At 43.6% G+C, this 11952-nt stretch carries 10 protein-coding genes; 6 read left to right on the plus strand and 4 right to left on the minus strand.

Translation table 11 applies throughout. From position 1 onward, the window contains the following. Window positions 1-4 precede the first annotated feature (4 nt). From UQW94_RS12590 to UQW94_RS12605, 4 genes are all read left to right on the plus strand, one after another. Window positions 5-940 carry an ABC transporter permease gene (locus tag UQW94_RS12590; RefSeq protein ID WP_012841584.1) on the plus strand — a complete coding sequence of 312 codons (936 nt, stop codon included), beginning with the start codon at window positions 5-7 and terminating at the stop codon, window positions 938-940. After that, entirely contained in the window at window positions 937-1731 is a 795-nt protein-coding gene (locus UQW94_RS12595) for an ABC transporter ATP-binding protein (protein ID WP_005387275.1), read from the plus strand. Before UQW94_RS12590 ends, UQW94_RS12595 begins: the two co-directional genes overlap by 4 nt. A gap of 141 nt (window positions 1732-1872) precedes the next feature. Then, a complete protein-coding gene (gene malZ, locus UQW94_RS12600) occupies window positions 1873-3699 on the plus strand; it encodes a maltodextrin glucosidase (protein WP_213886607.1) in 1827 nt (608 codons plus the stop codon). 174 nt (window positions 3700-3873) lie between these two features. Then, the gene (locus tag UQW94_RS12605) at window positions 3874-5334 is read left to right on the plus strand and encodes a sensor domain-containing diguanylate cyclase (RefSeq protein WP_213886608.1); all 1461 of its coding nucleotides are present in this window, start codon (window positions 3874-3876) and stop codon (window positions 5332-5334) included. A gap of 51 nt (window positions 5335-5385) precedes the next feature. Here UQW94_RS12605 and dusC read toward each other — a convergent pair whose 3' ends face one another. Further along, the gene (dusC, locus tag UQW94_RS12610) at window positions 5386-6345 is read right to left on the minus strand and encodes a tRNA dihydrouridine(16) synthase DusC (RefSeq protein WP_017633856.1); all 960 of its coding nucleotides are present in this window, start codon (window positions 6343-6345) and stop codon (window positions 5386-5388) included. 170 nt (window positions 6346-6515) lie between these two features. On the opposite strand from dusC, the gene UQW94_RS12615 reads away from it, so the two are divergent. Continuing rightward, window positions 6516-7133 (plus strand): YecA family protein, encoded by a 618-nt coding sequence (locus UQW94_RS12615; protein ID WP_005380818.1) that lies wholly within the window; start codon window positions 6516-6518, stop codon window positions 7131-7133. A gap of 79 nt (window positions 7134-7212) precedes the next feature. Here UQW94_RS12615 and dsbB read toward each other — a convergent pair whose 3' ends face one another. Together dsbB and nhaB are read right to left on the minus strand one after the other, a co-directional pair. Further along, complete coding sequence (dsbB, locus tag UQW94_RS12620; RefSeq protein WP_213885513.1) at window positions 7213-7749, minus strand: disulfide bond formation protein DsbB; 537 nt, start codon at window positions 7747-7749, stop codon at window positions 7213-7215. An 83-nt stretch (window positions 7750-7832) separates the two neighbouring features. After that, window positions 7833-9419 (minus strand): Na(+)/H(+) antiporter NhaB, encoded by a 1587-nt coding sequence (gene nhaB, locus UQW94_RS12625; RefSeq protein ID WP_005380822.1) that lies wholly within the window; start codon window positions 9417-9419, stop codon window positions 7833-7835. A gap of 639 nt (window positions 9420-10058) precedes the next feature. Between nhaB and fadR the strand changes: the two genes are divergently transcribed. After that, complete coding sequence (gene fadR, locus UQW94_RS12630; protein WP_005380824.1) at window positions 10059-10898, plus strand: fatty acid metabolism transcriptional regulator FadR; 840 nt, start codon at window positions 10059-10061, stop codon at window positions 10896-10898. A gap of 110 nt (window positions 10899-11008) precedes the next feature. On the opposite strand, the gene UQW94_RS12635 is transcribed toward fadR, so the two are convergent. Next, window positions 11009-11818 carry a hypothetical protein gene (locus UQW94_RS12635; RefSeq protein ID WP_130545878.1) on the minus strand — a complete coding sequence of 270 codons (810 nt, stop codon included), beginning with the start codon at window positions 11816-11818 and terminating at the stop codon, window positions 11009-11011. Between the last annotated feature and the right edge of the window lie 134 nt (window positions 11819-11952).

Raw genomic sequence — 11952 nt, forward strand, 5'->3', positions numbered from 1 at the left:
AGTTATGTCTGCATTTGCTTTTTTTGGCGCACTCGAAATTGGCTTGATTTATGGCCTAGTCGCTCTGGGTGTGTATCTTACGTTCCGTGTTCTCGATTTCCCCGATTTGAGTGTGGATGGCAGCTTTCCAATGGGAGCTGCGGTGGCTGCAACGGCGATTGTCGCAGGTATTAATCCTTGGCTTGCGACAATAATGGCGATGATAGCTGGTAGTATGACGGGGTGGGTAACCGCTTTTCTGGCTGTTCGGTGTGGTATTTTACACCTGTTAGCTTCCATTCTTACCATGATCGCTGCATTTTCAATTAATATTCGTATTATGGGCAAACCTAATATGGCGTTGCTTGGAGAGGATACTATTCTCACTCCGTTTGAAGCATTGGGCGATGCGATGTTTATTCGCCCTCTGGTTGTTGGGGTCTTAGTTCTTCTTTCCGCTTTCTTTGTCATTCGCCTGCTGAACAGCGACTTTGGTCTTGGTTTACGAGCCACGGGTGTGAATGCGCGTATGGTTTCTGCGCAAGGGGCGAGCACTGGCTTTTATACCTACTTTGGCTTGGCTTTATCCAACGGGTTTGTGGGATTCGCAGGCGCGTTGTTTGCACAAACGAACAGCTTTGCGGATGTGACCTCTGGCGTGGGCACCATTGTCGTTGGTTTGGCAGCTGTGATTTTGGGGCAGACCCTTATTCCCGGGCGCAAGATTTGGGTTGCGGTATTTGCGGTCATCATCGGTTCGGTACTTTATCGCCTTGCAGTGGCTTTCGCTTTGAGCTCTGGCATGTTTGGTTTACAAGCTTCAGACCTCAACCTTGTTACCGCAGTATTGGTGGCTGTGGCGCTTATTGCTCCAAAGCTAAAACAGAGCATGAGAGCGAAACAACGCGTTACTGATGCTAAACAAGCGGCATCAAAAAATGGTTCTGGGGAGGCATTATGATCGAACTAAATAATATTCAGGTCACGTTCAACCCTGGGACGATTTTGGAAAATCGTGCATTGAAAGGCGTCTCTTTAGAGGTTCCAGAGCATCAATTTCTTACCGTGATTGGTTCTAATGGCGCGGGAAAATCCACGTTGCTTGGTGCGGTGACAGGTGAGACGCCGATGATAGGTGGTCAGGTGATCATTGATGGCAAAGACGTCACCAAGCAGACGGTAGCCCAACGTGCGACGCAATGTGCCCGAGTGTTTCAAGATCCATTGGCCGGGACTTGTGGTGAACTGACGATAGAAGAGAACATGGCTCTAGCGCACATGCGTGGTAAAAAACGCAGCTGGGGATTGGCGCTCTCTACTAAACGTCGCAAGCTGTTCCAAGAGCGAATTAGCATCCTCGGTCTTGGTTTAGAAGACCGCTTGGGTGATAGCATTGGGTTGCTGTCTGGTGGACAACGACAAGCCGTTAGCCTTGTGATGGCGACGTTATCGGAGAGTAAGCTGTTATTGCTTGATGAACACACGGCTGCGCTTGATCCTCGTATGGCGGCGTTTGTTATCGACTTAACTAAACGTATTGTCGATGAGTTCGATTTAACCGTGATGATGGTGACGCATTCGATGAAAGACGCATTAGCATGTGGCGATAGGACCGTAATGCTTCACCAAGGTGAAATTGTGCTTGATGTGGCTGGAGAGCAGCGCGCTAACATGCAAGTACCAGACTTGTTGGATATGTTCTCCAAAGTGCGTGGTGAAGAGCTGGCAGATGACAGTCTCTTGTTGAACTAAGCGGTATCCGACAAGTCACTACGCCTACTAAGTGTGATCCTCCTTGAGAAAATTGGCTGATATGTCAACTCGCAAGGAGGATTTCTTGTCTCTAATTCTTCAATAACATAGTGGCATATCCGATGACGAGGAGTGCCCATAATGAACCTGCCATTTATTTTTCATAGTCAAACTATTGATGGTTTAGCTTTTAATGACGAGCAAATTACAGTCAGACTGAAAACCGAGACATTGGATTTTGATTCCGTCTATGTGCGTATTGAGCCGGACAATGAAGAATATCTGGTCGACATGGCTCAAATTGGAACAGCTGGGGAATTGTTACTATGGGAGGCATCGTTTCGACCAAATCGAGATCGAGATGTCACACATTATGTGTTTAAGATCCTCAAAGACGGACAACAATACTGGCTCGATGCACGGGGTGTGCAAAAGCGTATTCCACCCAAAGAGTTCCACTTTAAGTTGAATGTAAACCATCAACCACCAAGCTGGGTCCAAGAGCAAGTTTTCTATCAAATCTTTCCTGACCGTTTTTCTGCTAGTAAAAGTGAGTCTGATATTCGCCACGCTTATGCTCAGTATGATTCTGCATCGATCGTCAAGGCGTGGGGAGACGCGGTAGGCTCTCACCAAAATACCGGGGCGCGTGAATTCTTTGGCGGCGACCTCAAAGGTGTGGAGCAAAAGTTGGACTATCTTGAACAGCTCGGCGTTACTGCGCTTTATTTTAATCCGATCTTTTCTTCACCAAGTAATCATAAATACGACACCACCGATTACTTCACTGTTGACCCTATGTTCGGCACCAATGATCAGTTTGCTGAACTGTGTGAGAAAATCCGTGGTAAGAATATGAAGATTGTCTTAGACGCGGTGTTTAACCACACGTCAGTGCATCATCCTTGGTTTGATATCCATCAAAAAGGAGAAGGAGCGTATGGCAATCCGCAGTCAAAGTTCCGTGATTACTACTTTTTCGAAGGCGAAACCAATCACTACATTGGTTGGAAAGGCATTGGTAACTTACCGGTTCTAAACTTCGAAAATGAACAGGTGCGCGACTACATCTACCAAAGTGAAGAGTCTGTCATCAAGTATTGGCTGAAGCCACCGTACTTGGTTGATGGCTGGCGGTTTGATGTAATTCATATGCTTGGCGAAGGGGACGGCGCGAAAAACAATGCTCATTATGTGGCAGCGTTTCGTAATGCGACTAAGTCAGTAAACCCGAATGCTTATGTGTTAGGTGAGCACTTTTTTGAAGCAACGCAGTGGTTGCAAGGTGATCAAGAGGATGGGGCGATGAACTACTACGGTTTTGCTCATCCAGTTCGAGCTTTTATCGCACGACAAGACATTATGTACGATCCAATCAACATTGATGGTTTGGAGTTTAAAGCATGGTTGGACGAAGCCAGAGCAAAAATCCCATTTTCTAATCAGCTATCGCAGCTAAATCAACTCGATAGTCACGATACTGCTCGGTTTATCACACTGGTTGATGGTGATAAGCGTAAAATGAACATCGCGCTAGCAATGCTTATGACTTACGTTGGCACGCCTTGTATTTACTACGGGAGTGAAGTCGGTCTAGAAGGAGGGCTAGACCCGGATAATCGTCGTTGTTTTCCTTGGAATGAAATTGAAAGTTCACAATGGCTATCGCTTTACCAACAATGGATCAAGATACGTAAACAATGTAAGCCTTTACAGTCGGGCTGTATTCAATGGCTTCATTGCACTAACAACCAGTTGGCGTACGCACGTGTACTGGGTCGCGAAGCAGTCGTTGTTATGATTAATCTCAGTGGTAATGAATGTTCAATCGATTTACCTATGTGGCAACTGGGCTTGGAGGTTAGCCAAGTTATATCGTTGTTAGATGACACAGAACAGGTTGATTATAAAGGTCATATCTCTGTCAATATGTCGGCACAGAGCTGCAAATTATGGCGACTAAAGTGACACCACACTCTATATTGATTAAACTCCTTTAATATATAAACGGTCTCAAACAGCGCGCACACATTTGTTTGGTCTCTTGTTATCTGGTGCTGCATTGCATGCGTCACCAGATAACGAGTATCAATTTAATAGCAGTCATAAGAGACTATTGACCTTTCATATGCATGGTACTCAATGGTAAACCAAAGGCGATTTAGCCTCTCATTTGTCATCTTTTTTCCTCTGGCGTTATTTGTAGTGGTTTTACTCGTGACAACGAAAAATTACTATGATGCGGTTAACCGCTATATCGATTCTGAGTATTCGCGTATCGAGCGTGCAATGTCTCGCGGTATTAAAGTACTCACGGCTTTAGATTACAGCTTCACCAACTATACCAATTACGCTAACCCACTGTTTGAAGAACATAATTCTTTAGTCAAAGAAGGGCTTTGTTATCTTTGGCCTATAGATGTGTTATTACTCGAAAGTGTTTATAGTGAAGGGTTACCTGCGGTTGACCTGGATTATATGATCGTAGGGGACGAAAGCTTATGTCAGCAAGGTTCAACGATTAACCAGTTAGCTGAACAAAAGGCGGGTTTTGCGCCGTCATTGTCATTTCTGCACGATATTGAATCGCACATTGTTGGAATCCATTACATTGACAAGCGCGGTTACGTTATCTCCTCACCCGATACCTACGCAAAAAATTTCACAAAAGAGCTTTTGTCAACGCTAAAAGCCCGACCTTTTTGGCAAAAAACCGCGCAAGATAAAGTGAACATTACCTTGGCTGGACCAGGGCCTGTGTTGGACTCGATGGAAGGTCAAGTCATTAGTATGACGGTACCCGTCTATGAGAAAGGAGAACATCAAGGTGTTTTATCTATTGATTTTGACATCAATACGCTTATGGCTTCGTCGCTAGGTCTTGTAGGTCAGTTTCATTTGGTTTCCAATTTACAATCCATTCCTTCAAACAGTACACGAATCAAACCAGTCGAATTAGAGCGATTGAGTGCGAATCACAGCATGTACTACGAGTACAACCTTTGGGATGAAGCTAAGAACCTAGCGGTTTTTGAAAAATACAGCCTTATTGTCGCACTATTTATTTACGTGTTGAGTACCGTCGTCTTGTTCTATGTGAATATGCATAGCGAGCGACGCTACTTTAAAGAACTGGCAGCAAGAGACCCAATGACCAGCTTATTGAATCGTCGAGGTATGCAAACCGTGTGGCGTAATAAGATGACAAAAAAACAGGTTGCTTTAGCAGTGTTCGATATTGATAACTTCAAGAAGATCAACGACACCTATGGTCATGATGTCGGTGATTCTGCAATTCAGCTTGTTGCAAAATGTATACGTGAAAATATTCGCCATACCGATGTTGCCTCAAGGTTTGGTGGCGAAGAGTTCGTTTTAGCGATTTATGACGAAGATTCAGAGGGCATTAAACTCATTTTAGACAGAGTAAAAAAGGCCATAGATGAGCGCTCGACACGCGTAACGAAAGAAGGCTTTACGATCTCTGGCGGTGTGGTGTTTAGTAAAGAGAGCCGAGTAGAAAACTTTGATGAATTGTTTAAAGCGGCGGATGAAAAGTTATATCAAGCCAAAAGTACCGGCAAAAATAAGATCTGTTACTAGGATTTAGATACAAAAAAGGACGAGATATTCGTCCTTTTTTGTGTTCGGGAGTTATGCAACCTGAGAGTTTAAGTCATCGCGGTAGCGTTGAATATGCTCAACAATTGGTGCGGCTTTGTTGAACGTTCTGATTTCTCTAAATAGGTCTTTTGCTTCAGGATAAGCCTGACGTAAGTAAGAGAACCATTGTTTTACGCGGTTTGGGTAATACAAGCCTTTATCGCCTTTCATCTCAAACTTGGAATAATAGATGAGCAACTCAACCACCTCGGGCCATGACATTGGCTGGTGGTTATGTTTTACCATATTGCCTAAGTTAGGGATATTGAAAGCGCCTCGGCACACCATCAAAGAGTTAACGCCAGTCGTTTCAATGCAACGTTGACCGTCTTCATAATTCCAAATTTCGCCATTCGCAATCAGTGGGATATCAAAACGTTCACGAATTTGGTTGATGTAATCCCATTTTATCTCAGAAGCTTTATAACCACCTTGTTTAGTACGTGCGTGTACGGTCAGTTCATTTGCGCCAGCAGACTGAATGGCATCGACAATTTCAAAGCAATCTTCAGGGTTCTCCCAGCCAAGACGAATTTTTGCAGTTACGGGAATGGCTTCTGGAACGGCTTCTCGACAAGCTTTAACCACACGGTGAATGAGCTCTGGATGTTGGAGTAGCGCTGCTCCACCTTTACTTTTGTTGACCATTTTGGCTGGGCAACCAAAGTTTATATCAATACCTCTGGCGCCAAGGTTTGCCGCTTTAATTGCGTTCTCAGCCATCCAGTTCGGTTCTTGTCCCAACAATTGCACATGTACTGGCACACCAGATGCAGTCTGAGAACCTTGCAACAGCTCTGGGCATAAACGGTGAAACACATGATCGGGTAATAGCTGGTCGATTACGCGAACAAACTCCGTAACACACAGGTCATAGTCGTTTATCTCGGTCAGGATTTGGCGCATCAAATGATCTAAAACGCCTTCCATTGGGCCTAGTACAACTCGCATAGCTTGCCTAATACAGTTTGGTGGTAAAAAGGAGGGCGATTGTAGCGATGTAAGTTAAGTTTGTCATTAAAAGACTCGAAGCGCCCAATGCAGTCAAACACACAACGTTAGGTTACGTGCTTTTGAGCTCTGAGGTATAATGCCGCCAAATTTATGGGAAACCAGATGTCATGCAATACACATTGATTGAAAAAGGTGAAGTTCACGTCGATGAATCTTGCCTATTTATCGAAGGCGCAGTGTTAGCTGCGAATCTGACGACAAAACCACTCGCTCCTGAAAAGTGGTTAGAGCCGCTATTAGGTGAGGGATTCAAAGCGATTCAACCAGCTGTGGAAGAGCAAATTCACAAGCAGCATAACCGAATTCAACGAAACGAATATTCTGTGCTAGAGCTAACAGGCAAAGAACCTGAACAACTTGCTGATTTTGCCGAAGGCTTTATGTCTGTTTGGCCAATGATTGAAGAACAGTGGCAAGACGTTGAGCTCAATGATGGATTACAGCGTATGCTGCAAGCATTACTGACCACTTTGATGCTGGCTATCGATGAGCCAGCAACGCAGCAACAGATGCGCGACGCAGGTATTGAAACGCCACCGGCCCTGACAGATTTAGTCGACCAGCTTGATTTAATGGTCGGTGAAGTCGCGCTGGGCGCGGATGAGTTGATGGTAGGCAATAAAGCTCAAAGCCTAAACCCATTCAAAGGTATCGGGCGCAATGATCCCTGTCCTTGTGAGAGCGGAAAAAAATTCAAGCAGTGCTGTGGTCAATCACGCGGCTAAATCGAATCGCCGCGCTATCCACTTAACAAAAAGCCGACCAGATGGTCGGCTTTTTGTTAATTTTTACGCGTCAGTAGGATTAACGAATTGGATTAACGCGTTTTGCAGGGAAGAATTGTGCAATTACAATTAATGCCAAAGCGATTAAATTGCCTGCAAAAATTACGACTAACCATTGTGGCATTGATAAATCAAGGAACTGCCACACAACCTTAGAGCAATCACCATATGCTTCAAACATCCAAGGAACCCACTGATTGAGCGGAGCCCAGCTAGGGAATGTGACGAATAAATCGCAAGTCGCGAATGGTGATGGATTAAACTGGTAGTCAACGTGCTGCATCGCAAGTAACAAACCCTTGTAAGCACTTAATCCCCAGCCTATCAAACCTAGCCAGCGGAAAATTGGGTTCTTGGGTGCCAATATACCAACCATTGCAGCGACGCCCACTCCAATCATCGCGACTCTTTCATAAATACACATGACACATGGTGCAAGCATCATGACGTGCTGAAAATAGAGGGCACATGCTTCAAAGAAAACGACGAATAGCAGAAGCAGTAGCCACGATAAACGTCCCTTTGAAAACTGGTTAAGTGAATTTAAAATAGTCACGTTTTTGTTCCTGTCTGAAATAGAAAAAGCTCTGAATACTCAGAGCTTTTTATCGTGGATAAGTTTCCTAATCAACTCAAATTTTAGTGACCACCGGATACTACGGGAGTCAGATCACCACTATGAGGTAAAATCCAACCAGCTTCGTAGAAAGAAGCGGTTGCAGGCTCTAGGAAGAACATGATTCCCATCAGACCGACAATCGCAAGAACGACGGTGTAAGGCAGCGCCATGATAACCATTCGACCGTAAGACAGACGAATTAATGGAGCGAGAGCCGATGTGAGTAAGAATAGGAATGCCGCTTGACCGTTTGGCGTTGCAACAGAAGGCAGGTTAGTACCAGTATTGATTGCCACCGCCAGTAAGTCGAACTGATCACGAGTAATGAGACCCTCAATGAGTGCAGTTTTTACTTCATTGATGTAAACCGTACCAACGAACACGTTATCCGACACCATAGATAATAAGCCATTCGCCACATAGAACAGAGCTAGCTGAGTACCTTTATCTTCAACGGCAAGCACCGCATCGATGACTGGTTTAAACAGCTCTTGGTCAATGATTACAGCAACGATCGAGAAAAATACTGCAAGCAGTGCAGTGAAGGGCAGGGCCTCTTCAAACGCTTTCCCCATGGAGTGCTCTTCAATGACACCAGTAAATGCGGTCGCTAAAATGATCACAGAAAGGCCAATTAAGCCGACAGCCGCTAAGTGCAAAGCGAGTGCAACGATCAACCAAACCGCAATAAGACCTTGAACCCAGAGTTTTGCGACATCTTGATTTGTTCGCGTTTTACGCTCTTCACGGTCAAAATCGACGAGGATCTGACGAACGTTGTTAGGAAGCTTCGCGCCGTAGCCAAACACTTTAAGCTTTTCAACTAAAGCACAAGTGATGAGACCACAGAAAAATACAGGTAGTGTCACTGGAGACATACGGATTAGGAATTCACCAAATAACCAACCCGCTTGGTCTGCAATAATTAAGTTTTGAGGTTCACCAACCATCGTGGTTACGCCACCTAAGGCAGTACCTACACCAGCATGCATCAACAAAGAGCGCAAAAAGGCACGATAGTTTTCTAGGTCATCACGCGTTAGTTCAGTGATCGTGTCATCTTGTGTATGGTCATGGTCACCGATAGGGTTACCAGACGCCACTTTGTGATAGATAGAGTAAAAGCCGATCGCCACGCTGATAACAACGGCGATAACCGTCAAGGCATCCAAAAACGCAGACAAAAATGCCGCAGCAAAGCAGAACGCGAGTGATAGTAGGGTTTTAGAGCGAATGCCAAGTAAAATTTTGGTAAAAATGAACAGCAATAGCTGCTTCATGAAGTAGATGCCCGCAACCATAAATACCAGAAGTAGCAGTACTTCGATATTTGCTACTAATTCGTGCTTAACTTGCGCAGGGCTAGTCATGCCGATAGCAATGGCTTCAATAGCAAGTAAACCGCCAGGTTGTAATGGGTAGCATTTTAATGCCATTGCTAGCGTGAAAATAAATTCAGCGACCAACAACCATCCAGCTACAAATGGGTTTATTAGGAAGAATACAATCGGGTTAATTATTAAGAAGGCTATAATGGCAACTTTGTACCAATCAGGCGCTTTACCAAGGAAGTTCTTGATAAAAGCGTTTCCGAGCGATATCGGCATGATAATTCTCTTTATAACAAAATTATGAATAGACACTACAATAGTGCTTAAGTATCTGTTTGTTAGACTTATTAACTAGTCTTTAAAAACAATAACTTAGTAAAACAACAATCCTTTGTTTATTGTAGTCTTGCCAAGTTACTTCCCCTGAACTCAAGCACCGCTCACTTTCGACCGCAAACTCTACACTCAGGCATTTATTAGTCAATAACAAAACGTGATGCTACCGACTAAAATGACTTTTTAAATGTAATAACGCGATCAAAACAGCGTTACTATACCATGAAAGTCTTAAAAAAATCCTCTTGGATTTTAAATGACGGTCAGTGACGAGAAAAGGCAAATTAAGAAAGAATATTAACTGTGATATACAAAGTAATTTTTCATATTTTGAATATAAAAATGTGACACGGTTGTCTTTATTTCTCCGAGATTTGTGAGCTGTTTAATTAAATGAAAATTCATATTTTACTGCTTTCGCTCGCATGTTAGAGCCTCTTAAATTGACACAACATATAGAGTATTAACTCTATGTTATGTAGTCGTTTCCACTATTGATCGTAAATTTTCTCAAACCGCTAAGTAGTGGTATGATGAGTAGTATCGACCCTCAGAAATCAATATTGGATAAAAAGTAGAATGGTCATAAAGGCGAAAAGCCCTGCGGGATTCGCAGAAAAATATATTATCGAGAGCATTTGGAACGGCCGTTTTCCTCCAGGCTCAATTTTACCTGCTGAGCGCGAGCTGTCCGAACTGATTGGTGTTACTCGAACGACTTTAAGAGAGGTTCTTCAACGACTAGCCCGTGATGGATGGCTGACTATCCAGCACGGCAAACCTACGAAAGTTAACCAATTTATGGAGACCTCTGGTCTGCATATTTTGGATACTTTAATGACGCTAGACGTTGATAATGCGACAAACATTGTAGAAGATCTGCTTGCGGCACGTACCAACATCAGTCCTATCTTTATGCGCTATGCATTTAAAGCGAACAAAGAGAGCTCTGAGCGTACAATTAAGAACGTAATCGAATCTTGTGAAGCTTTAATGAATGCGGCTTCCTGGGACGAATTCATCGCTTCTTCGCCGTATGCTGAAAAAGTTCTGCAGAATGTGAAAGAAGATAACGAGAAAGATGAAGCGAAGCGTCAAGAAATCTTGATTGCTAAAACGTTCAACTTTTACGATTATATGCTTTTCCAGCGCCTAGCATTCCATTCAGGAAATCAAATTTACGGTTTGATCTTTAATGGTTTGAAGAAGCTCTACGATCGTGTCGGTAGCTACTACTTCTCAAATCCAGCTTCTCGTGAGCTAGCTCTGAAGTTTTACCATCAATTGCTCGAAACTTGTGAAAGTGGCCAGCGTGAGCAACTACCAGTAGTGATTCGTCATTATGGTATGGAAAGTGCGTTGATCTGGAACGAAATGAAAAAGCAATTACCAACGAACTTCACGGAAGACGACAGCTAAGCGCTGACAAGTTGAATAAACGAAAACCGCAGTGCCTTAGGCCTGCGGTTTTTTTGTTTTTATTTATAAGTCGGCGACGGACCTAGCACCAATAATAAGGCATGGAACGTTTATCCTGCTAGCGAGAGTCTGGGTAACGGTAGATATAATGACTCTACGACATCTGAAAGGACATGGTCGTAAGTATTGAAGATGGTCAATGACAAGTCAGATGTGACGCCATAAAGCTCTGCTTCTGTTAAGTCGACATGACTCCCTGTCACGTATTCATTTAGCGTCTGTATTGAGCGCGTGGAAGCAGGAGAGGTAATGCTAAGTGGAGCGATAACCGCTAGTTGGTTTAGCTTACGCATCATGACCGATGCATAATTTTTGAAACGCTCATTTCCGCCTTGCTCTCCTAAATCTTGAATGCTGATTCGTAACTGAGTCAGGGTCTCCAAGCTATCCATAATGTTTTGCCAGTTCATGTGATACTCATTATGCAAGTCATCTCTTTGCTCAACCGCTAGCCATGCGATGGTTACTTCATCCATCAAAAACAAGCAATGACGAATCAACTTACCATGCTCCATCTGGTTTCTTGCAACACTATGGTCATCCCATTGTTCAAGTAGTTTCCCTACTTTAATCTGTAATACGCGATACATGGGTTTGTTTTCAAACCGTGAGGTTTCGACTAAAAGATGAAGCTTGTTAGTCAGAGCATCATTAAGAGCGTCCAATTTTTGTTGATCGTTTTGTTGGAATTGAAGCGAGTAGTGAGTAGCAGCTCGGTGGTATCTCAGAAGGTGAACAACATCTCGCAACAATGTTAACAGCTGATATTTGCGCGCATGTTGCTGCTCTCGTTTAGAAGATAAGTGATATATTCCAGCTAAAATAGCGATGGACAATAGTGTGGAAATCAAAACAAACATAACCAACTCCTTGTTAGTGTTTGGACCTAACAAGGAAGATTGCAGTTTTGATGCCACTAATTAAATTCTATTAAAACAGTAATTTAGGATTGTGATGGGAGAGGTGCTGTACAAGTTTGGTGCACAAATTCCCC

The sequence above is a fragment of the Vibrio sp. PBL-C16 genome (assembly GCF_034321865.1).
Classification (GTDB): Bacteria; Pseudomonadota; Gammaproteobacteria; order Enterobacterales; family Vibrionaceae; genus Vibrio; species Vibrio alginolyticus.

Coding starts and splice junctions, on each gene's coding strand:
- UQW94_RS12590 (WP_012841584.1), top strand. CDS start 5: ATGTCTGCATTTGCTTTTTTTGGCGCACTCGAAATTGGCTTGATTTAT.
- UQW94_RS12595 (WP_005387275.1), top strand. CDS start 937: ATGATCGAACTAAATAATATTCAGGTCACGTTCAACCCTGGGACGATT.
- malZ (WP_213886607.1), top strand. CDS start 1,873: ATGAACCTGCCATTTATTTTTCATAGTCAAACTATTGATGGTTTAGCT.
- UQW94_RS12605 (WP_213886608.1), top strand. CDS start 3,874: ATGGTAAACCAAAGGCGATTTAGCCTCTCATTTGTCATCTTTTTTCCT.
- dusC (WP_017633856.1), bottom strand. CDS start 6,345: ATGCGAGTTGTACTAGGCCCAATGGAAGGCGTTTTAGATCATTTGATG.
- UQW94_RS12615 (WP_005380818.1), top strand. CDS start 6,516: ATGCAATACACATTGATTGAAAAAGGTGAAGTTCACGTCGATGAATCT.
- nhaB (WP_005380822.1), bottom strand. CDS start 9,419: ATGCCGATATCGCTCGGAAACGCTTTTATCAAGAACTTCCTTGGTAAA.
- fadR (WP_005380824.1), top strand. CDS start 10,059: ATGGTCATAAAGGCGAAAAGCCCTGCGGGATTCGCAGAAAAATATATT.
- UQW94_RS12635 (WP_130545878.1), bottom strand. CDS start 11,818: ATGTTTGTTTTGATTTCCACACTATTGTCCATCGCTATTTTAGCTGGA.